At 60.4% G+C, this 22,176-nt stretch carries 17 protein-coding genes; 14 read left to right on the plus strand and 3 right to left on the minus strand.

The genetic code is table 11. The features are described from left to right. Nucleotides 1-78 precede the first annotated feature (78 nt). Nucleotides 79-1,509: a type VI secretion system-associated protein TagF gene (gene tagF, locus ACUTJJ_RS03905; protein ID WP_445541357.1), complete on the plus strand. Its 1,431-nt coding sequence runs from the start codon at nt 79-81 to the stop codon at nt 1,507-1,509. Next, on the plus strand, nt 1,499-2,386 hold the full coding sequence (locus tag ACUTJJ_RS03910; RefSeq protein ID WP_445541358.1) for a protein kinase domain-containing protein: 888 nt from the start codon (nt 1,499-1,501) through the stop codon (nt 2,384-2,386). Before tagF ends, ACUTJJ_RS03910 begins: the two co-directional genes overlap by 11 nt. A gap of 11 nt (nt 2,387-2,397) precedes the next feature. Here ACUTJJ_RS03910 and ACUTJJ_RS03915 read toward each other — a convergent pair whose 3' ends face one another. After that, entirely contained in the window at nt 2,398-3,534 is a 1,137-nt protein-coding gene (locus tag ACUTJJ_RS03915; protein ID WP_445541359.1) for a polysaccharide biosynthesis/export family protein, read from the minus strand. Nucleotides 3,535-3,878: 344 nt separating this feature from the next. On the opposite strand from ACUTJJ_RS03915, the gene ACUTJJ_RS03920 reads away from it, so the two are divergent. After that, on the plus strand, nt 3,879-4,097 hold the full coding sequence (locus ACUTJJ_RS03920; protein WP_445541360.1) for a hypothetical protein: 219 nt from the start codon (nt 3,879-3,881) through the stop codon (nt 4,095-4,097). A gap of 90 nt (nt 4,098-4,187) precedes the next feature. Next, complete coding sequence (gene ggt / locus ACUTJJ_RS03925) at nt 4,188-5,951, plus strand: gamma-glutamyltransferase (protein ID WP_445541361.1); 1,764 nt, start codon at nt 4,188-4,190, stop codon at nt 5,949-5,951. A 552-nt stretch (nt 5,952-6,503) separates the two neighbouring features. Here ggt and ACUTJJ_RS03930 read toward each other — a convergent pair. Beyond that, nucleotides 6,504-8,855 (minus strand): helix-turn-helix transcriptional regulator, encoded by a 2,352-nt coding sequence (locus ACUTJJ_RS03930; protein ID WP_445541362.1) that lies wholly within the window; start codon nt 8,853-8,855, stop codon nt 6,504-6,506. A 134-nt stretch (nt 8,856-8,989) separates the two neighbouring features. Between ACUTJJ_RS03930 and ACUTJJ_RS03935 the strand changes: the two genes are divergently transcribed. The 10 genes from ACUTJJ_RS03935 (at nt 8,990) to ACUTJJ_RS03980 (ending at nt 21,693) form a co-directional block, all read left to right on the plus strand. Beyond that, the gene (locus ACUTJJ_RS03935; protein WP_445541363.1) at nt 8,990-10,018 is read left to right on the plus strand and encodes an ABC transporter permease; all 1,029 of its coding nucleotides are present in this window, start codon (nt 8,990-8,992) and stop codon (nt 10,016-10,018) included. Then, nucleotides 10,018-10,899, plus strand: coding sequence for an ABC transporter permease (locus ACUTJJ_RS03940; protein WP_006698626.1), 882 nt, complete (start codon nt 10,018-10,020; stop codon nt 10,897-10,899). The genes ACUTJJ_RS03935 and ACUTJJ_RS03940 overlap by 1 nt, the downstream gene beginning before the upstream one ends. A gap of 4 nt (nt 10,900-10,903) precedes the next feature. Next, nucleotides 10,904-12,553 (plus strand): ATP-binding cassette domain-containing protein, encoded by a 1,650-nt coding sequence (locus ACUTJJ_RS03945; protein ID WP_445541364.1) that lies wholly within the window; start codon nt 10,904-10,906, stop codon nt 12,551-12,553. 14 nt (nt 12,554-12,567) lie between these two features. Continuing rightward, nucleotides 12,568-14,124, plus strand: coding sequence for a hydantoinase/oxoprolinase N-terminal domain-containing protein (locus tag ACUTJJ_RS03950; protein ID WP_445541365.1), 1,557 nt, complete (start codon nt 12,568-12,570; stop codon nt 14,122-14,124). Continuing rightward, entirely contained in the window at nt 14,117-15,250 is a 1,134-nt protein-coding gene (locus ACUTJJ_RS03955; RefSeq protein WP_443340944.1) for a DUF917 domain-containing protein, read from the plus strand. Before ACUTJJ_RS03950 ends, ACUTJJ_RS03955 begins: the two co-directional genes overlap by 8 nt. A 42-nt stretch (nt 15,251-15,292) precedes the next feature. After that, nucleotides 15,293-16,888 carry an ABC transporter substrate-binding protein gene (locus ACUTJJ_RS03960; RefSeq protein WP_445541366.1) on the plus strand — a complete coding sequence of 532 codons (1,596 nt, stop codon included), beginning with the start codon at nt 15,293-15,295 and terminating at the stop codon, nt 16,886-16,888. Between the two features lie 117 nt (nt 16,889-17,005). Then, nucleotides 17,006-18,082, plus strand: a complete 1,077-nt coding sequence (locus ACUTJJ_RS03965; protein WP_003524597.1) for a DUF917 domain-containing protein — start codon at nt 17,006-17,008, stop codon at nt 18,080-18,082. After that, on the plus strand, nt 18,079-19,617 hold the full coding sequence (locus tag ACUTJJ_RS03970; RefSeq protein WP_445541367.1) for a hydantoinase/oxoprolinase N-terminal domain-containing protein: 1,539 nt from the start codon (nt 18,079-18,081) through the stop codon (nt 19,615-19,617). The genes ACUTJJ_RS03965 and ACUTJJ_RS03970 overlap by 4 nt, the downstream gene beginning before the upstream one ends. Nucleotides 19,618-19,662: 45 nt before the next feature. Further along, nucleotides 19,663-20,607: an isoaspartyl peptidase/L-asparaginase family protein gene (locus ACUTJJ_RS03975; RefSeq protein WP_445541368.1), complete on the plus strand. Its 945-nt coding sequence runs from the start codon at nt 19,663-19,665 to the stop codon at nt 20,605-20,607. Between the two features lie 195 nt (nt 20,608-20,802). Next, nucleotides 20,803-21,693 (plus strand): LysR substrate-binding domain-containing protein, encoded by an 891-nt coding sequence (locus ACUTJJ_RS03980; protein WP_445541369.1) that lies wholly within the window; start codon nt 20,803-20,805, stop codon nt 21,691-21,693. Nucleotides 21,694-21,700: 7 nt separating this feature from the next. Here the strand turns inward: ACUTJJ_RS03980 and ACUTJJ_RS03985 are convergent, their stop codons facing one another. Then, nucleotides 21,701-21,967 carry a CBU_0592 family membrane protein gene (locus ACUTJJ_RS03985; RefSeq protein ID WP_445541370.1) on the minus strand — a complete coding sequence of 89 codons (267 nt, stop codon included), beginning with the start codon at nt 21,965-21,967 and terminating at the stop codon, nt 21,701-21,703. Nucleotides 21,968-22,176 lie beyond the last annotated feature (209 nt).

Below are 22,176 nucleotides of genomic sequence, written 5' to 3' on the forward strand. Positions count from 1 at the left end.
GGAACGGAATAGTGATGTTTCAAAGGAGGGGATTAGAATGAAGGCGGGCACGATAACGGCAGCGGGTCATCGCAACTGATGGCCGATCAGGCATCAAGGTCCACGCAAAGGGCGACCGAAAGCGATCGCATCGGTTTCTTCGGTAAGGTCCCAAGCCATGGCGATTTCATCTCCGATGGGCTGGAGCGGGAATTGATAGGTACTTTTGACGGCTGGATGCGATCCGGTATGCACGCCTGTGCGGATATGTTCACGGGCCGATGGTCAGACATATTCTCTTCGTCGCCACCCATACGCTTCATCGTTGAGCACGGCATATGGGGAAACTGCGCCTATGTCGGTGTATTGGTCCCGAGTGCGGACCGAGTGGGACGCAAATATCCGCTCACCATCATCGCCCAGCTCCATGGCTTCCGCGAGCATCCGCGAAGCCTCTATCTCGACGACACCTGGTTCATGGCCGCAGAGGCGCTGGCGGAGACATCGATGACCGGCGATTTCGACATCTCCCGGTTTATTACATCGATCAAAAAACTACGCTTGCCAAAGCCGCGGGAAGAGGAGGATGTGCCGGAAATGGTGCGCGGCCGTATACCGACGAGCCTCTGGTGGTATATCGATCCTGTCAGCCGTCGTGCCCGCGGCCTCAAATTTGACGGCAAACCCAAAGCCTCCGATTTCCTGCGTCTGTTTAGCGACATGCCGGGCAAAGGCGACGAGGACGGCTCAATACCAGCGCCAGCGCCAGCGCCAGCACCAATTCCAGCACCGGCGCAGGCGAAAACAAAGCAGCAAATGCCGCCCGTGGTGCCAGCGCCTCCGCCGGCAGCGGAACAGCCGTCATCTGTGACCTACAGCTATGCCACACACGCGGGCACGCGGCTTTCGCTGAATGCAGACGCTCTATTCGTTTCCCAGACACCCTCCCTCTTCGCCATAGCGGATGGACAAGGTGATTCACACAGCGCCGCGGAGGCCGCCCGTCTCGCCACGAATATTCTTGCGGAAACGCCAGATGCCGAAACACCGGAGATGATGGCGCAACAGATCAGGGGAAAGCTCGGCACCATCAACAGCCTGCTCCTCTCCCGCCAGACGACCGGTGCCGATGTCAGGCCGATGGCCAGCGTCGTCATAGCGTCGATCATCTCGCACAGGCTGAGCGTCCTGTGGTCTGGTGATGCGCGCGCCTATCTCCTGAAAAACGGCACCATGCACCAGCTTTCGCGCGATCACGTCGTTGTCGGCATGAAAAAGCAACTCTCGCAATGTGTCGGGCTCTCCCAGCAGTTCCGGCCGGACATCGTGTTCGAAGAGTGGGGCTTGCAAGACAGGGTCCTGCTGTGCAGTTACCCGCTGGTGCAGATCCTCCGGGAACGCGCCATTGCCGAGATCGTCTTCAACACCCCGATCAAGGATTGCGCCAATGCCCTGGTTCAGGAAGCGCTGATTGAAAACGCCCGCGAGAATATAAGCGCAATTGTGATTGGAAACCGGCGTGAACAATGAACTTGTCTATCCGGAGGTAGCTGCCCGCTTTTCCGACCTTTGGCGAAGCATCCGCCATGAGGACACGCGGGAAAGAAGCTACCAGGAGCAGCAGGACCTGATCAACCAGATCCGAAATGCGCTGGATCGAAAATTGCCAGATATCTCCGGCGAAAAACCGGACTGGATTGCGGACAGCTTTGCCGTGAATTTCACCGCTTACCAGAGCGAGACGACACTTTTGCTGCAATTGCGTCACCGCGATCTCGGCTCGCTGCACGCGCTGAAAACCGTGCCGCCTGCCCGCAGGGACGACACCGTTCTGCTGCAACGCTTACGGGACGAAGCCGAGATTGGGCTCGCGCTGCGCCATCCCTGCATTGCGGAAACGTCCGCGCTTTTGCGGTTGCCGGATGGTCGGCCGGGCCTGTTGCAGCCGTGGTTTGCGCACTCACTGGCATCGATCATATCTGGGCAACCGATTGCCGCCTCGCAGGCGATGCTGATCCTTCGCCGCGTGCTGCAAGCGCTGAGTGCGGTACATGCATCTGGATATGTGCACTGCGATGTCACCCCAGCCAATATTCTGCTGTCGGACGGCAACTTCGAAACGGCAAGACTGGGCGACTTCGGCATCGCCCTCCAGATTGGCCGGAACCACGCGGAACAGGGCCTTCGTTTTGCGGCCTCGGCTGAATTTGCGCCGCCGGAACAGATGCAAGGCGCACCGGCAAAGCCGGATCAGGACATATACGCCGTGGGACGGCTCGCCCGGCGGCTAATCGCCACGGCTAAGGCAGAGTCACCGCAAGGCCTCGAAGATTTTGCGCAGGCCTGTTGCAGTGACTTTCCTGCCTTTCGTCCACAAACGGCAATGGAAGCGCTACAGCTTCTGTAGCGCTTCATTGGTCAGTTGCCGCCGCCGGGAAGCGGCGCCGCGGCCGTCGGCACACTCTTCTGGAACACAGTCAGCAGCTTGGCCGAATCCACCAGCGGCGCGTTGCTTGCATAAAGCACATCACCCTTCTGCATCTGGAAGAGCTGCATGAGGGCGATGCTGGAAGCGTCGCGCATGTTGACGTGATAGATCACGGGCCGCATGGTCGTGGCCGTCGCGACCGGCCCTTTCGCGCCGGGCACCCTTGCGGCGGGAACCTGAATAATCTCATTGCGGAAGACATAGACATTGCGCGCATCTGCGCGGTCATCCAGCAAGCCACCGGCGCGGCCGACGGCCTGCGCCAGGGTCAGCTTTCCGGCTTCGAACTGGAATTCACCGGCACTCTTGAAAGCGCCGAGTGCGGTGTAGCTCGCCGCGTCGCCATCGACCATGACCTGATCATCCGGTGACAGGCGGATGTTCTGCCGGTCTTCACGCATGACGCGGTCAAGAGGCGCGCTGGCCCTTTGCGAGCCACGAACGACAGTGACCGTGGCCGCGCCCGCAGCGACAGTCGGACCGCCAGCTTGATTGAGCGCATCGAGCACCCGCTCCTGCCGGGCGGTGAGCACGATCTTTCCGGGATTTTTCACCGCACCACTGAGCATGACGGCGCTCGTCGGCTTATCGACGACAGTAACGACGGCTTGCGGGTTTACGGCCGACCCCTTGAGGCCGGCGACGACCTGCGATTGCAGCCCTTCGGGTGTGGAATCAATAACCCTCTGTTTGCCAACGAAGGGAATATTCACCGAGCCGCTCTGATCCACGGTAAAGCGGCCGAGATTAAGCGTCTTGCTCTGTGTCGGCGAGAAAAGTCCATCTTCTCCCGTATCCAGCACCGTGATGTCGATCACGTCGCCGCGCCGCAATCTCTGGGCGTTGTAACCGGTGTTGCGAAGCGCGGTAAGGCCGGGTCCGGAGGCGTTCAGCGTGCTTCCGGCGGAAACCGTGGTTGCCGATGCATTAGCGAGCTCGATGACGGGAATTTTCTCGTTGGTTCGAGGGAACGTCGCAGACCGGATATTACCTGCGGTCGGTCCGTCAGATGGCTTTGCACATGCGCTCAAAAGAGCCATCAGCAAAATCGCCCCCAACTTTTTCATCCCTCATCCCCTTAATGATTCAACCTAACGCAGAGATAACATCCCGACACGTCATCGCAACAACTTTAGCGGTTGCAGTTTAGCGAAAAACTTTCCTCGAAAGTGCAGGTGTGGCCATTCCGCAACCCTTTCGGAACGGCCCGAGGCAAACCCCAAGAATGCACTGATGAGAAATAAGAGGAGCTCCACCTCATCTGAACACGAGTGCGCTACCAAAAAGCGCGACAGCCGTTGGCGTGACAATTTCGTGGCATTGAGCTATGTCACTTTGTCTACGCGCATTCACTGGCCTGTTAAATTGCGGTCACCCTTTGCCCGCCAACGAAGAGATTTGGGGGAATGCAATGGCACCGCTCGATGAGACAAAATTACATTCTTTCATGGGCCGTCACATCTTTCTCGCGGCTCGAGCTCAGGGTGCAACGCACTACGATCGGGAAAGCGGCATGCCTCTACCGTTCCATGATCTGCTACATTCTGAAGTGAGAAACAGCGCGCTCGATTTGCCGTTGATCGGCCAAGTTATGGACACGGGCGGCGTTGGATACTCGGCAGTGGGCTGAGTTGGAGGGGCGCCGGCAATAATGATAACTGGCTCTCGGTGGAAGGCCGCTTTCACATCAACGGGTCATAACGCTTTGGAGAATAAGACCATGAAAATGAGAATTCTCGGTGAAGCTGCTGTCGCCCTGGTGCTGTCCACCGCAATTGCCTTCGCCCAGCAGGCCTCTGATACGGTGGCACCCGAAAAGGCGACCGACGTCGCGACAGCCAGACGTGTTGAGTCAAATGGCTTCATGGTCGCAGCGGCCAATCCGCTGGCGGCCGAGGCGGGGCGCGACGTGATCGCCGCAGGCGGCAACGCCATAGATGCGATGGTGGCCGTGCAGACGGTGCTGGGCCTGGTTGAACCTCAGAGTTCAGGCCTCGGAGGGGGTGCCTTCCTCGTCTATTACAATGCGAAAACCGGCAAGCTGACGACGTTGGACGGCCGCGAGACGGCTCCGATGGACGCCACACCAAAGCTCTTCCTGGACGACAAGGGTCAGCCGCTTAAATTCATGGACGCTGTCATCGGCGGTCGCTCCGTTGGAACGCCGGGAACGGTGCGACTGCTCGAGGAAGCCCACAAACGCTATGGACAGGCGGAGTGGGCAAACCTGCTGAAGCCGGCGGAAAAGCTGGCGGCCGAGGGATTCAAAGTGTCGCCGCGCCTGGCGTCACTGATCGCCTCAGAGGGCGACCGGTTGAAGAAATATCCAGAGGCGCGGTCCTATTTCTTTGACACCTCCGGCGCGGCTTTGCAGACCGGTGCCCTGTTGAAAAACCCTGCCTATGCCGAGACGCTTTCGGCCATTGCCAAAGGCGGCGCGGACGCCTTCTACAAGGGCAGAATTGCCGAGGAGATCGTCAAGACTGTGCGCGAGGCCACCGACAATCCCGGCGTGCTGTCGCTTTCCGATCTTTCCAACTATCGCGTCATCGAGCGCGAGCCAGTCTGCTTTCTCTATCGTGGCCTTGATGTTTGCGGCATGGGGCCGCCATCGTCGGGCGCCATCGCCATCGGCCAGATGCTCGGCATCGCGGAAAATTTTGATCTCAAGTCCCTGGGGCCGGAAAATGTCGAAAGCTGGCGAATTATCGGCGATGCGCAACGTCTCGCCTTCGCCGACCGCGAGCGTTACGTCGCTGATACCGGTTTCGTGCCGCTTCCGGTCAAGGGCCTGCTGGACAAGTCGTATCTGGGCGAAAGGGCAAAGCTGCTCGACGGCGACAAGGCACTGCCCAAGGAAGCCGTTAAGGCCGGCCAGCCGGAGTGGGACCACGCGCTGCTTTTCGGCCGGGATGCAGCGCTCGAATTGCCCTCCACCAGCCATTTTGTCATTGTCGACAGGCAGGGCAATGTGGTCTCGATGACGACGACGATCGAAAACGGCTTCGGCTCGCGTCTGATGACGAACGGCTTCCTGCTCAATAACGAATTGACCGACTTTTCCTTCAAGACTCACGATGACGGCTTACCGATCGCCAACCGCGTAGAACCCGGCAAACGGCCGCGCTCCTCCATGGCCCCGACCATCGTGATGAAGGATGGCAAGCCTCTGCTCGCCATCGGTTCGCCGGGCGGCAGCCAGATCATCGGCTATGTGGCACAGGCGCTGATCGCGTATGCCGACTGGGGCATGCCGGTCGAAGCGATCGTCGCCCAGCCGCACCTGATCAACCGGTTTGGCACCTACGACATCGAGGCAGGCACCAGCGCGGAAGAACTGGCCGGGCCGCTGAAGGCACTGGGTTACGAGGTGAAACCGGGTGAGATGAATTCCGGTCTGCATGCGATCGAGATAAATGCCAAGGGTTTGGCGGGCAGCGCCGATCCACGACGCGAGGGGGCGGTTATCGGGGGCGGAATGTGACGTGCGGCTCCAGGGCTTTGACGCTGACGGCGGCTATCCATGCATTCGGCCCGTGCACCGGCCAATTTCGGACAGCATAAACCGACAAGTAAAAGATCGCTCTCGGCGCATTAAGCAACCTTGCCACCGATATGCCAAGGATCGAAGCCGTTCTGGCAGCACCGGCCGAAGCACTTGGCGTTGAGACGGCGCGGATTTGCACTGGAGAATTTGAGAATTCCGCTGAGGACATCAGCGTGCAAGCAGGCGGCAGGTTGTTTCGAGGGCGCTGGCTTGCGGGTGCGGACGCAGCGGACAGCGTGGTGCGCAAAGCGGCGGGCATTGCCTTTGCCGGCACCGAGCCAGAATTTACCGGCTATTCCCTTCGTGGAGCTGGCTCTGGAGCGCGCCCATCACCCGCGCGCATGTCGAGGCGGTGCTGCTCAGGGTCTCGGGAACAGGTGTTCCGGCGGCTACGCTGGAGCCTGCCACGACGTGGACCGACCGTGCCTTCATGGCGCACGTGCTCCCAATGTGGCTGAGCGCGCGCGGTATCTGAGAGTCGCAGACGTCTTAAAGCCAGTCCAGAGCCTTTGCTGCACGAATGGCTTCTGAGCGCCGCTTGCAATCAAGCTTACGGAAAAGGTTCCCCAGGTGAAATTTTACCGTCACTTCCGAGATGTTCAGCGTCTGGGCGATCTTCTTGTTCGACATGCCGCCGGCAAGCAGCTGAAGCATCTGCGCTTCCCGCTGGGAAAGCCCGCCATGCAGGGCGCGTGCCTGCGGGGAGTTTACCGAGTCGGCAAATATCGACAGCGCGGTACGGACATCGGAAGAGGTCTCGATGAAACTCCTGATGCGACGATTGTTCAAAAGTGGAGACAGGAAGATGCGCTCCTCTGACAAGACGCCTCTGCAACCAAGGCGGGTCGCCGATTCTAGAGCTGTGAGAATATGCGCGCGGGCGGCAGCATTGTCGCGGCGCTGGTGGGCGGCGTAGCCCTGCCAGATCCTGAGGGCCACTTTTTCCCGGTTGGTCACTTTGGGATTGGCGATCATCGCATCTATCTGGCGAGAGAGATAAGCGCGCGGCGTGAAAAGATGCACGGCGTCGCGCACCCAAGCCATGACGTAAGCGATTTCGTCGCGGCGCGTCAGTCTTGACAGGTCCTCATGCGCACTTTCCACCCAGTTGCGGCCCATCGGCATACGGATTGCCGAAAGAGTGGCGGCAGCATCCGCCCAGCGATTGGCATTCTGGTAGGCGATAGCGGTTCTGATCTCCATCATCGCATGGAACTGGAGCCCTTCCGAGAGGTGGATCCAGAGGCCGTCCAGAAAACCCGCACGAACGGTCATCGGGAAATGGTCGATCAGCACCTGCGAGGCGTAAAACAACGCAAACTGCATCAGGCTTGGCCAGATTTCAGCGGCGGCGAAGTGATCGAATTCGTGCTCAACGAAATGCAGCAAATCGCGCGGCTTTCCCGCTTCATAGGCGAGACAGGCTTCCGCAAGCCGCAACATCCGGAACTCCTGAGCGGCATCGTGTGGCACCTGTTCCAGCCTTGCGCGTGCTTCTTGCGCGGCTCGGCGCGCCAGAAGCACGTCACCGCTCATCAGCCGCAGCACGATCTGATGCAGATGAATGAAGAATTCGAGCAAAGGCTGGCCGCCCATCTTGCGAAGATAGATGAGCGCGCGGGCAGCAGCCGCCTCCGCCTCGCGAAAATTGCGGCGGCGGATTTCGAATTCAAGCAACGCATTGTAATAGGACGCCCACTTGCCGTGATCGTCCAATGGATAATCAGCCATGAACTCGCCGAGACGCGTTATCATCGCGTCGTTTGGCGTCAAGTCCTCGGCGATCATCAGGTTCAGCCGGAAGGTTCGGGCGGCAAAAGAGAATCGCGAGTCCCGCGCAAGCACCTTCAGTGGATCGAGATAATCCGATCCAAGGCTTTTGCCGACGAGATGCCGCACGCGCTGCAACTCGCCCTGTTTCAGCAGGGCGCGGGTCACCGCAAAAAGGACGGTTTCATTCGTCGCAATCATCTCCGGTGAAAACCGCATGATGATCTCGCGAAACCTGTCGATGCTGCTTCGGTAGATGAGTTCACGACCGTGAGCGCGTTCAAGGATTTGTGCGGCGTGGGTCTCATAACCCCGGTCGAGCAACATCGCCATCGCCGCTAGCGAATGCCCTGCCCTTTCAAAAGCGGACGCGACCTCCACCACCGCGTTGCCGGCCTGCAAAATCGCGAGGCGTTCCCGTGCGGCCAAGGTCAAAAGCCGGATGAGCGTTGGATGTTGCTCTGGATGTCCGGTGAGGAAAGGTGGGAGCAGGTCCCTCCACTCCGCCTTGGGTTGTGCAGACGGTTTTTCGAGCCAGAAGCAGAGCTCGGCCGTCTGGCCGGGAGAAAGATGCGACAGATAGTTTTCCCGCAGATACTCTGCACACAGGCTGTCATCCGGCTGCCGCGCCAACGCCAGGAAGGCCGGCCATCCCGCAAAATCCTCAAGGGCGATGCGTCGCTGTTCAAACGGAAGGCTTTTGGCTTCATCGTTCCCCAGTGCCAGTTCATCCGGCCCAATGGTGAGCGAACCGCGATGCAGGATCTGTCGCGCCAGCCCGCTGATCCGTTGATCGGGCCGGCAGGCAATGATCAAAACCCGCACCGATTCCAGAATACTCGCCGGCATACGCACGGCCCGCGCAACGACCGGCACATCCCATAGAAGGCAGCCATCGGCCACTTCATCGCTTCGCGGCTGGTGCGTGCAGCATATGGTGGCACCCAGTTCCTTCGCGATCATCTCCAGCAGCACGCTTTTCCCCGCTCCAGCAGGCGCACGCAGAAAAACGACACCGGCGGCTTGGCGGGCGATGCGACGGCAAAGGCGGGTTCGAGGTAATAGCGTCATTCGCAAGGGATAGGAGATTTAATCACCAAAACCTATACCAATCTTTCAAAAAACTATACCTTTTGGAGATTGTTGAAATGCGTTGACGATGAAAACTTGTACTCAGCCAACCGATGCACAAGGACGTTCCACGGATGCAGCAACACCCGCTGATCGCGATTTTGAACAGGCTCGGCACCTTCGCGCTGGTCATGATTGCGCTGTCCATCATGATTTTCGTGCTCGCCCGCGTGGTGCCCGGAGAGCCGGCCCGCATGGCGCTGGGGCCGGCGGCAACGCAGGAGCAGGTGGATGCGCTGCGCGGGCAGATGGGCCTCGATAAGCCGCTCGCCGTTCAATATCTCGACTACATCGGCAAGGCGCTGCACGGTGATCTTGGTTTTTCGCTGGTGTCGCAGCGTCCGGTTACGACCGATCTCGCGCAGACCGTTCCCGCCACCGTGGAGCTGGTGCTGGTCTCGGTCATCTTCATGTTCCTCGTCGCCATCCCGCTCGGCGTCATCACGGCGCATTACCGCGACCGGCCGCTGGATCATATCGGCCGCATCCTGTCGCTCACCGGGGTCACGATCCCAAGCTTCCTGTTCGCCATCACGCTGCAATTGCTGGCAGCGCGCTTTCTCTCCGGCTGGCCGATCATCGGCAGGCTGGATCATTCACTCGGCTGGCAGGGCGGCCCGACGGGTTTCATCCTGATCGACGGCATGCTGGCCGGACGTTTCGACGTCGTGCTCGATGCGCTGAAACATCTCGCGCTGCCAGCCTTTGCGCTCTCCATGGCCGGCATCGGCCAGATCACCCGCATCACGCGCTCCTCGATGATCGAGAACCAGCGCAAGGACCATGTGCTGACCCTGCAAAGCTTCGGCGTGCCGGAGCGAGTGATCATCTTCCGTTACCTGCTGAAGCTTTCTTCCATCGCGCCGCTGACGATCATGGGTCTCGAATTCGCGTCGCTGATCGGCAATGCCTTCGTGATCGAGATGGTCTTCGCCTGGGGCGGTTTCGCATCCTACGGGCTCAACGCCATCCTTCAGAAAGACCTCAACGCCGTGACCGCCGTGGTGCTTGTGGCCGGCCTGTTCTTCATCGTTGCGAACCTGATCGTGGATGTTCTGATCTCGATCATCGACCCGCGCCTGCGCCGCAAGGAGGCTCGCTGATGGCCGATATGAAAATGCTCGAACCCACCGATCGGGGCTTAAGCGCCGGTTACATGATGTGGTATCGCTTCAGCCGCAATCCGGCGGCGGTCATCGGCTCGCTGATCCTGCTATCGGTGCTGGTACTGGCGGTCTTCGCGCCCTGGCTTACACCCTATCCGAAACATATCGGCGCGGTTGTCGATTTCCGCGCCCGCCATATGCCGCCGGATCTCGAACACTGGTTCGGCACCGACAAGGCAGGACGCGATATCTTTTCCCGCACCATCTTCGGGCTCCGCGTCTCGCTGCTTCTCGTCATCGGCGTGCTCGGCATTTCCGTCCCGGTCGGAACTGTGCTTGGCCTGATCGCCGGATATTTCGGCGGCTGGACCGAAAAACTCATCAGCGGCCTGACGAATGTGATGCTGGCCATGCCGCCGCTGGTCATGGCACTCGCAGTGTCCAACCTTCTGGAACCGACGCTGACGAACGCCATGATCGCGATCACGCTGCTATGGTGGACCTGGCATGCGCGGCTGATCTATTCGGTATCGAAGTCTATCGCCTCGGAAGACTATATTGAAGCGGCACGTCTTGCCGGCGCAGGCCCGTTGCACATCCTCTTCCGCGAAATCCTGCCCAATTGCGTTTCGGTCATTTCGGTCAAGACGACGCTCGATGCCGCCTTCGTCATCCTGTTCGGCGCGACGTTGAGCTTCCTGGGTTTCGGCGTCAAGCCGCCGACGCCTGACCTTGGATCGATGGTCGCCGACGGGCGCCAGTTCATGCCGGATTTCTGGTGGGAAGTGCTCTGCCCCGGCGCGGCCGTGCTTTACGTGACGCTGGGTTTCAATCTGCTGGGCGACGGCCTGCGCGACATGTTCGACGTGGAAAGCTAAGACCATGACTGAACCGCTTCTCAAGGTCGAAAATCTCAACGTCACCTTCACTAATTATGGCCGCACCCGGCAGGTGCTGCGCGATGTCGCCTGCACGGTTGCCGCCGGCGAGCGCGTGGCGCTGATCGGTGAAACCGGATCGGGCAAATCGGTCACCGCCAAGGCGATCATCGGCACTTTGCCGAAGAATGCCGCGATCACCTCCGGTGCGATCGTCATCGATGGCCGGGATGTGCTTTCCTTACCGCGCAGGGAGCGTGAGGCGCTGAAGGGCACGGCGTTTTCGCTGATAATGCAGGACCCGCTATCGTCCTTCAATCCGGTATTCAAGATCGGCACGCATCTCGATGACGTCATGCGTTTTGCCGACAAGCGCGATGGAATCAACTCTTCCAAGGTCGAGCGTCGCAACCGCATTGCTGCCGTTCTACGCCGGGTGCAGCTTGCCGACACCGAGCGGGTGATGAACGCCTATCCCTCCGAACTTTCGGGCGGCATGCGCCAGCGCGTGCTGATTGGGCTTGCCCTGCTGCACCAGCCGAAGCTCCTGATCGCGGACGAGCCGGGCACGGCGCTTGATGTGACGACGCAAGATGAAATCCTCAATCTCATCAACGAGCTGGTCGCCGAAGAAAACATGGCGCTCTTGATGATCACGCACAATCTCGGCGTCGTGCGCAAGGTGGCGGATCGAGTCGTGGTCATGCATCATGGCGATATCGTTGAGACCGGACCCTGCACGCAAATCCTCCATAGCCCCACCAAGGATTATACGCGTTCGCTTCTGGATGCCGTGCCTCCGCTCTATGGCCCGCGCGTCACCGATCTGGTGCAGAGCACGCGGCAGCCGATTATCACCATCGAAGGGCTGAACAAGATTTATGGCCAGCGCAATGGCTACCATGCCGTGCGGGATGTGAACCTGACGCTGAAGCAGGGCGAGGTTTTTGGCCTTGCGGGCGAATCCGGTTCTGGCAAGACCTCGGTCGCGCGCATGATCATGGGCCTTTCGCGCCCGACGTCAGGCAATCTTGTTATCGACGCCCCGGCTCCTGCGCGCGGAAAGCGACTGACGCAGATCGTCTATCAAAATCCGGGCACCTCGCTCAATCCGAAGCGCACGGTGAAACAGACGCTTGTCCTGCCGCTGAAATCCATAGGCATGGACGGGCCTGCGCGTGAAAACCGCATGCAGGAACTGATGGGGCTGGTGCGGCTGCCGCAATCCTATCTCGGCAAATATCCGCATGAGCTGTCCGGCGGCCAGAAGCAGCGTGTGGCGATTGCCCGGGCGTTGGCGGCCGAGCCGAAAATTCTCATCCTTGATGAGCCGACGGCCGCACTCGATGTGTCCGTGCAGAAGACGGTTATCGACCTTCTGCTGCAGCTGCGCGAGGAGCTTGGCCTGACTTATCTGATGATCTCGCACGACCTGTCGCTGATGCGCAATTTCTGTTCGCGCATCGCCATCATGCTGCGGGGCGAGATCGTCGAAGAGGGCGTGACGTCGGCGGTCTTCGCCGAGCCGGCCCATCCCTACACCCGCGCGCTGATTGCGGCCATCCCCGTCGTCACCGACGAGGAAGAACGTCTCAAACCCACGGTGACCGAGGAGGAGCGCATGCGCTTCCTCGTTAAATCGACCGATTTATGAAAGAGGAGCCTGACGTGTATCGCGTTGGAATTGACGTCGGCGGCACGAATACCGATGCCGTTGTGTTGCAGGATAAAACCGTTCTGGCGGGGGTGAAGGCCTCCACGACAGAGGATGTGACGTCAGGCGTCATCGAAGCCCTTGAAAAGGTCATCGAGGCATCGGGCATCGACAGGGCGCGCATCGGTGCCGTGATGATCGGCACCACGCATTTCACCAATGCGGTGATCGAGCGCCGGCATATGGACGAGGTTGCAGCCATCCGGCTCGGCCTGCCGTCCGGCGCTGGCCTGCCGCCCATGGTCGACTGGCCGGATGACCTCCGGGAAATCGTCGGCAACCACGGTTATCAGGTGCGCGGCGGTTATGAATTCGACGGCCGCGAAATTTCGCCGCTCGATGAGGACGAGATCGTCCGCATCGCCGCCGATATCCGCGCCAAGAGCCTGAAGGCGGCTGCCGTCACCTGCGTTTTCAGCGGCATCAACGATGCGATGGAGCTGCGAGCGAAGGAAATCCTGCAGGAACGCTGCCCCGGTCTGCCGGTGGTGATGTCCAAGGATATTGGCCGTCACGGTCTGCTTGCACGGGAAAGTGCGGCGATCATGAATGCCAGCCTGCTGTCGCTTGCCGACCGCACGGTTGCCGCTTTCGGCGAGGCACTGAAGGCTGCGGGCATCACCTGCCCTTTCTATATCACCCAGAACGACGGTACACTGATGGCGGCTGATGTGGTGCGCGGTTTCCCCGTGCTCACCTTCGCGTCCGGTCCGACGAACTCCATGCGTGGTGCGGCCTTCCTCACCGGTCTCAAGGATGCCGTCGTCGTGGATGTCGGCGGCACCACGTCGGACGTCGGCTCGCTTTCCCACGGTTTCCCGCGTCAGGCCTCGACCACGGTGGATATCGGCGGCGTGCGCACCAATTTCCGCATGCCTGATGTCTTTTCCATCGGTCTCGGCGGTGGCTCGCTGGTGGTCAATGGCGGTCACGGCCTGACCGTCGGCCCGAAATCCGTCGGTTACCGCGTCCGCCGCGAGGCGCTCTGCTTCGGTGGCTCGACCCTGACGGCGACCGATATCGCCGTTGCCTCCGGCAAGGCGGATGTGGGCGAGAAGGCGCTGGTCTCCAGCCTTGATAAAAGACTGGTGGATGCTGCCGTCAGCAAGATCAACGACATGCTTGAAGCCTGCGTGGAGCGCAGCCGCATCTCGTCGTCACCGGTGCCGGTTATCGCCGTCGGCGGCGGTTCCATCCTGATGCCGGATCGCATCGGTGATCTTGAGGTTATTCGGCCTGAGAATTTTTCGGTGGCCAATGCCGTTGGCGCGGCCATTGCGCAGATCAGCGGTGAGACAGACCGGGTCTTCTCACTCGTCGATGGACGCACGCGCGAGAGCGCACTGGCTGAGGCAGAAGCGGAGGCCCGCGAAAAGGCCATTGCCGCCGGCGCGCTTGCCGAAACGCTCGAAGTGATCGAGCGCGAGGATATGCCGCTGGCTTACCTGCCCGGCAATGCCACCCGCATTCATGTGAAAGTTGTTGGAGAAATGGGAGCCAATCATGGCTGAGACACGCAAGCTGAAATATGACGAAGCGGCATTGCGGACGCTGACCCGTGAGGACCTGGACGCATTGGAAATCGGCGCCGGCATTCTCGGCACGGGCGGCGGCGGCAACCCCTATCTCGGCAAGCTGCTGGCGCTGGAGGCCATGAAGGCCGGTTACGAGATGAAGATCCTCGCAACCGACGCCATCGAACCGGATGCGCTCTGCATGTCCATCGGCGGCATCGGAGCGCCCGTCGTCGGCGTCGAGCGCATTCGCGAAGGGCGCGAAGGCCTGCGCTGCCTGCGGGCGATGGAAGAGCTGATCCGCACGCCAGTTGACGCCATCGTCTGCGAGGAAATCGGTGGTTCCAATTCCATGAACCCGCTGGTGACGGCGGCGCTGGGTGGCCTGCCTATCCTCGATTGCGATGGCATGGGCCGAGCTTTTCCGGAAATGCAGATGACCACCTTCTCCATCTATGGCCATAGTTCCACACCATCGGTGATGTGCGATCTGCACGGCAATGCCGTCATCTTCAGCCATGCCGTTTCCGAAGTCTGGCATGAGCGCATGGCGCGCGCCTGCGTCGTCTCGCAGGGGGGCGGCGCAATGCTGGCGACGGCTCCGATGCAGGCACATTACGTGCACCAGTATGGCATTCCGAAAACCTATACCAAGGCGATCGCCATCGGTGAGGCGGTGATCCGTGCCCGCAAACAGCAGGAAGACCCTATTGCCGCAGTCTGCGCGCTCGAAGGCGGGCGGCGAATCTTCAACGGCAAGATCACCGATCTGAAGCGCCATCTTCGCGGCGGTTTTGCGGTCGGCGATCTCACGCTGTCAGGCTTCGACGACTGCGTCGGACAGACGGCGGGCGTCGCCATCCAGAACGAATTCCTGCTGTTTTCCCGTGACGGCAAGGTGGAAGTGACGGTGCCTGATTTGATCGTCCTGCTCGATGTCGACACCGGTTATCCGATCACCACCGAAGTGTTGCGCTATGGCCAGCGTGTGGCCGTCATCGCCATCCCCTGCCACGACCTGCTGCGCAGCGCCCGCGCTCTAGAGGTCGTCGGGCCGGCGGCCTTCGGTTACCCGGACATTCCTTTCTCACCGCTGCCCGTTCCGGTCAGCAAGGCTGCCTAACCATAAGCGGGCCGATGACCCGCAATAAAGAGGAGAACGATAATGAAAATGCCTGTACTTTCTTCCCGTCTCGCCGCACTGGCGCTCGGCACGGCGCTCGCGTTGCCGCTTGTTTCTTCTGCAGCCCTTGCGGAAGACAAGGTGTCGGTCGCGGTCAACACCATGCAGATATTCAGCTCGCTCGACCCGGCGAAAGTGACTGACTACACCGGCTACATGGCCATCGTGAACATGTATGACGGTCTGACCACCGTGAACGCCAAGGGCGAAATCGTGCCGCATCTGGCGAAATCCTGGGAGATTTCCGAGGACGGCCTGACCTACACCTTCCACCTGCGCAACGATGCGAAATTCCAGGACGGAACGGCGGTAAAGGCGGCCGATCTTGCGTGGTCGATCCAGCGCCTGCTCGGCATCAACAAGGGCCCGTCGAACCTCATCGTCGGCGTGCTGAAACCTGAAAACGTCACTGCCCCTGACGATGCGACGCTGGTGATGAAGATCGAGCGCCAGTTCTCGCCCTTCATGGCGGCAACGCCGCTGATGATGGCGATGAACAAGACGCTGATCGAAGCCAATGCCAAGCCCGAGGACAAATGGGGCGAGGCTTACGTCGGCGAACATTCCGCCGGTTCCGGCCCCTACAAGCTCGTCAGCTACAACCGTTCCGCCGACATGGTCATTGCCCGCAATGCCGATTATTTCCTGGGCTGGACGAAGGGCAAGCCGATTGACGAAGTGCGCTTCGTGCAGACCAGTGACGACGCCACCGTGAAGGCACTGGCGGAAAAGGGTGAACTAGGACTTTCCTCGCACGGGCTTGGCAACGACACCTATGAATCCATCGGTCGGATGAACGGTTACAAGCTGATCCAGACCCGCACCGCCGGCGGCTTCGTCATCAAGCTCAACACCAAGGTCTATCCGACCGACGACGTCCACGTCCGCCGCGCCATCGCCTATGCGACCGACTACAAGACGATCCAGGAAGTGATCTATCCGGGCTTCGATATGAAGGGCCCGCTCTCTGACGCGTTCAAGGATGCGCATAACGGCGATATCCAGCCGGGCGTCTACGATCTGGAAAAGGCCAAGGAAGAACTGGCGAAGTCGAAATATGCTAGCCAGAAGATCACGCTGGTCAACAGCTATGTCGCGTCGCTCGCCTTCGAGGCGGAAGTGGCGTTGCTTCTGCAATCGAGCCTCGAGCAGATCGGCATCACGCTCGATATCAAGCCGGAGCCTTGGAACCGTATCGTCGAGCTTTCTTCCAAGCCCGAAACGACGCCTGCATCGACGCAGGTGAACATCTCGCCGACCTATCCGTCGCCGGATTCGATGTTCTACAACCAGTATCATTCCAAGGCGTCCGGTACCTGGATGTCGATGGAATGGTTGCAGAATGCGGAGATCGACGGGCTGATCGACAAGGTCCGCGCCACAACCGATGTCAACGAGCAGAACGCCACCTACAAGGAGCTGCAGACGAAGATCGTTGACCTTCAGCCTGACGTCTGGGCCGTTGCGCCGAACCGCCGTTATGCGGCGAACAAGTGCCTTCAGGGCTACGAGTTCATTCCCATGCAAAGCTGGGACCTGAACTTCTCCAACTTCCATTGGGACTGCAAGGCGGAGTGAGCTCCGCCTGATGAAAACCGGCCCCGCCACAAAGGCGGGGTTGGCCAGACTTTGAACTTCAAAGGGAAGGAGCATCGCCTGCAGCCGGAAAGGCTGAGGCATGCCCGAGGATGACGCATGATCCAGGAATTTTCCGAAGACGATATCGAACCTCTGGCCACCGGTGCCTGGATTCTGGGAACGGGTGGCGGCGGCAACCCCTATATCTCGACGCTCAATCTGCGGCGTCTCTATGCCGAGGGCAGACGGGTGAAGGTCATGGATCCCATGGCGCTTGCCGATGACGACATGGTCGCCGTCGTCTCCAAGATGGGTGCGCCGCTTGTCGGTCAGGAGCGGCTGGGAGACCCCGTGCATCTCGCCCGCGCTGTTGAGGTCATGGAGGATTATCTCGGCAAGCCGTTCCGGGCGATCATGAGCGTGGAAATCGGCGGTTCGAATGCGCTTTCCTCCTTCCTCGCCGCCGCCGTACTCGACCGCCCGGTCGTTAATGCCGACGCCATGGGACGGGCCTATCCGGAAGCGCAGATGACGTCCTTCGCCATCGGCAACCTGCCGATGTTTCCGCTGTCGCTGGTCGATGTGCGCGACAATGAGGTCATCGTGACGCGCGCCGCTTCATGGAAATGGATGGAGCGCATTTCGCGCAAGGTCTGCACCGAGGTCGGTTCAACCGCCGCCACGTGCAAGGCCCCGCGCACCGGCAAGGAAGTGAAGGAGTGGGGCATTCATTACACCGTTACCAAGGCGACCGAACTCGGGCGCGCGGTGATGGCAGCACGTGCGCGCCATGACGATCCCGTTCAGGCGGTTCTCGACCACGAGGGCGGCAAGCAGCTGTTCCGCGGCAAGGTGGTGGACGTGGCCCGCGAGACCACGGGTGGTTTCCTGCGCGGCAGCACGACCATTGAAGGTATCGATGCCGACCGTGGTTCACGCATGGAACTCGCATTCCAGAATGAGTGGGCCGTTGCCTTCCGCGATGGCCAGCCAGTCGCCATGACGCCGGACCTGCTCTGCCTTCTCGATACGGTTTCCGGTGGCGCCATCGGTACGGAATCGGTGCGTTACGGTCAGCGCGTGACGGTTGTCGCCCTGCCAGCACCAGAGCTTTTGACGACGCCTGCCGGCATCGCTGCCGTCGGCCCGCGCGCCTTCGGTTATGACATTGACTTCAGATCGGTATTCCCATGAAACGCATCGGTATTGACGTTGGCGGCACCAATACGGATGCCGTTTTGATCGATGGAGACACCATTGTCGCCTCCATCAAGGTTCCGACCACGCAGGATGTTCTGTCGGGCGTAAAAGCAGCGCTCGCGCACGTGTCTGGCCATGTCGGCGCTGCGGACCGACCGATCGACGCTGTGATGATCGGCACCACCCATTTTACCAATGCGGTGGTGGAGCGCGCACGGCTGGAGCGGGTTGCCGCCATCCGCATCGCGCTACCAACAGGTTCGTCGCTGCCGCCCATGTGCGACTGGCCAAAAGATTTATACGATGCTGTCGATCCGTTGATCTTCATGGTCCATGGTGGCCGTGAATATGACGGCAGCCCGTTGGTGCCAATGATCCCTGATGAAATTCGGGAGGCCGCGATGAAAATCCGCGATGCGGGCATCACCTCCATCGCCATTTCGGCAACCTTCTCGCCGCTGACAACCGAATGCGAAGTGCGGGCAGCGGAAATCGTTCGTTCGGTCATCCCCGACGCACGTATCACGCTCTCCCATACGCTTGGCCGCATCGGGCTTCTGGAGCGGGAAAATGTCGCCCTGCTGAACGCGGCACTGCAAACACTGGGCAGGACAACCGTTCGGGCATTCTCGGATGCGTTGCGCGAAGCCGGTGTGAAGGCCCCGTTCTATCTGACCCAGAATGACGGCACCGTGGCGCTCGCGAATGTCGCCGCTGCCAACCCGGTGCACAGCTTTGCTTCAGGCCCAACCAACTCGATGCGTGGTGCAGCCTTCCTCACCGGGCTAACCGATGCCATGGTGGTGGATGTCGGCGGCACAACCTCCGATATCGGCTGCCTTGTCGGCGGGTTTCCGCGCGAGGCGAACAATATCGTCCATATTGGCGGGGTACGCACACTCTTCCGCATGCCCGATCTTCTGCCGATTGCGCTCGGCGGCGGCACCATCGTCGATCCTGATACGGGCAGGATCGGTCCACGCTCGGTCGGTTACCGCATCCTGACGCAAGCCCGTGTTTTCGGTGGCGAGACGCTCACGACATCGGATATTGCCGTTGCCGCGGGGCTGATCGAGATGGGCGACCGCGATCGCGTGAAAGGCCTCGATCCGGCTTTCGTGCAGGCCACACTCCAGCGCATCCGTGACATGGTGGCGGACAGTTTCGACCAGATGAAGACCTCGGCCGAAGATGTTCCGCTGGTTGCCGTCGGCGGCGGGGCGTTCCTGATCCCCGAGACGGTTCCGGGTGCGTCGGACGTCCTGCGTGTGGAAAATGCCGGCGTCGCCAATGCACTCGGTGCAGCGATGGCGCAGGTTTCCGGCGAGGTCGATCAGGTGTTTTCCGGACTGAGCCGCGATGAGGCTCTTGCGAAAGCCGAGACCGAGGCGCAGAACGCGGCGGTTTGTTCAGGCGCGGAGCGGGCGAGCCTCAAGACGCTTGAGGTGGAGGACATCCCGATTGCCTATCTGCCTGGCGGTGCACGGCGGGTTCGCGTGCGGGTCATCGGCGATATCGCCTTTCATTGATTGCAAGAGGCACTGCCGGCGGCAGGGCGACGAGGGAGTGAGCATATGACAAAGATCGCACTGGCCATTCACGGTGGTTGTGGCGTGATGCCGGAAGACAGCATGACTTCAGAGGAATGGGCTGCGGCCCGCGATGATCTTGCAGCGGCATTACGCGCCGGTTATGGCGTGCTGAAGGCGGGCGGCACCGCGCTCGACGCCGTTGAGGCGGCGGTCGTCGTCATGGAGGACAGCCCGCATTTCAATGCTGGCCATGGGGCGGCACTCAACGAAAACGGGATTCATGAGCTGGATGCCTCGATTATGGACGGTGCGACGCTGGCGGCAGGCGCGATCAGCGCATCCCGCGCCATTCGCAACCCGGTCAAGGCGGCTCGTGCGCTGATGACCGACGAACGTGCCGTCTATCTGACAGGTGAAGCAGCAGATCGCTTCGCCGAGGAAAAAGGTCTGGCCACGGAAGCTCAATCCTATTTCACCACGCAAAAACGCCTTGACGCGCTCGCGGCGATGAAGCGCCATGCTGTGGCCGGCACGGAAGCGACGGAAAACGAAAAACATGGCACCGTCGGTGCGGTGGCACTCGATGCCGCGGGGCATCTCGCCGCGGCCACCTCCACCGGCGGCTATACCAACAAGCCCGATGGCCGGGTCGGCGACAGCCCGGTAATCGGCGCCGGCACCTATGCACGCGATGGCGCCTGCGCCGTTTCCGGCACCGGCAAGGGAGAATTTTTCATCCGTTACGTCGTAGGCCACGAGATCGCATCCCGCGTCGCCTATCTCGGACAGGAGCTGGAAAACGCTGCCGGCGATCTCGTGTACAGGGATCTGGCTCCCTATGACATCGGCGCCGGCCTGGTCGCCATTGATACGGCGGGCCACATCGCCGCTCCGTACAACACCGCGGGCATGTTCCGCGGCTGGGTGACCGCGTCTGGAGAAGCGGTTGTCGCCACGCATGGGGAAGTTTATCCTATCGAACTTTGAGCCCGCTCTAACGGGGTGGATTTGGACTCAGGGACGTAATGCGACCTGCGACAAGCTCCAGGCAAAAGGTTTGACCGCCCTCACCCGGTTCAGCTTCCATCATCTTCCGCCCGCAGCGCCGGGTATCGCCTCTGAAAAATTTGAACTGCTCGGTGCGGCGGTGTACGGATCACGGAAACTGTCGCAGGAACTGGAATGCAACCATCATATAGATTGCCGCCGCTGGAGGCGCTTGTGGTTTTCGAGGCTGCATCCCGTCTGGGAAGCTTCTCTCGCGCCGGCAGCGAGCTTGGCCTGACGCAAAGCGCGGTCAGCAGGCAGATCGGCAAGCTGGAAGCATTCATCGGTTCCAAGCTATTTGAACGCGTGCCGACGGGCGTGCGACTGACGACCATAGGAGAGAATTACTCGATCGACATATCGCGGCTGATCCTCGATATCGCAAGCGTGACGGACGGTGTGCGGTCTTGGACCGGGGCAAGCCAGATCACCATAGCCTGCTCCCGTGGCATTGCCGATCAATGGTTCATGCCCCGTTTGCAAAAGCTGAAACGGGATGTTCCCGGCATCGAGTTGCGAGTGCGGGTGACAGATGACGTGGCGCATCTTCGCCTGGACGAATTCGATCTTGCGATTTTTTATCGCAAGGAAAGACCGATCGGCGTGTGGCTTTCGGAGCTCGGTCAGGAAGACGTCGTCCCTGTCTCTGCGCGCGGTGTGGGCGATCTCATGGACCAGAAAGCACCGGTTTTGATCTCCATCGAGGATTCGATGCGGGAATGGCAGGATTGGAGCGACTGGTGGCGCTCAGCACAATTGCTGCCGCCAAAGGATGCAATCCAGTGGAAACTTGGAGATTATGGTCTCTGTGTTGCGGCAGCGTCGCAGGGGCTCGGCGCAACACTTGGCTGGACCTGGCTCATCCGCGATCAGCTGGATAGCGGCGCGCTTGTGCCTGTCCATGCCCACGCCATGCGCTCGGAGGGCAAATTTTACCTGATGCGCCCGGCCGATCGCCACCAGCGCAAGATTGTGCGTGAGGTTTCAGATTGGCTGATCGCGGACAATCATAAAACCGCACGCTAAGATCTTGTCAGGCACTGATGGACGGCGTCTTGCGGCGGCGGTCCAGCAGGAACCGGGCATAGCCGATGACGGTGAAGAGCAGCCATGCGAGTTGCGAGATGAGCGAGCCGAGATTAAAGTTCCAGATCAACGAATAGATCAGGAACACACCGCCCAGAACGTTCAAGAGAGTGTATCGCCAGTCTTCTATCGTTAGAAATCGAAGCTGCAACAGGGCATAGGCGAAGAGATAGAAAAAGGCTCCTGCAAGGCCGACAATATCCGCTAGCCCCATTTGTATTCACTCCATGAACGCTCTCGCCGCGCGAGAATTGCTACACCGGATCGGCTCCGGCGCCTCCCTTTAAAGCGCTTCGCAAAGAAGTGGATGCGCTCAGATTTCATGACCCCATGCGCAAAAATCATACCCCCCTTTGCTGGTCTCTATCTAGTGCCGAACCGCCGAGTACGATACCCCACAGCGAGCTGAGCCTTGACCGGCTA

This window comes from Agrobacterium sp. DKPNP3, assembly GCF_052686535.1.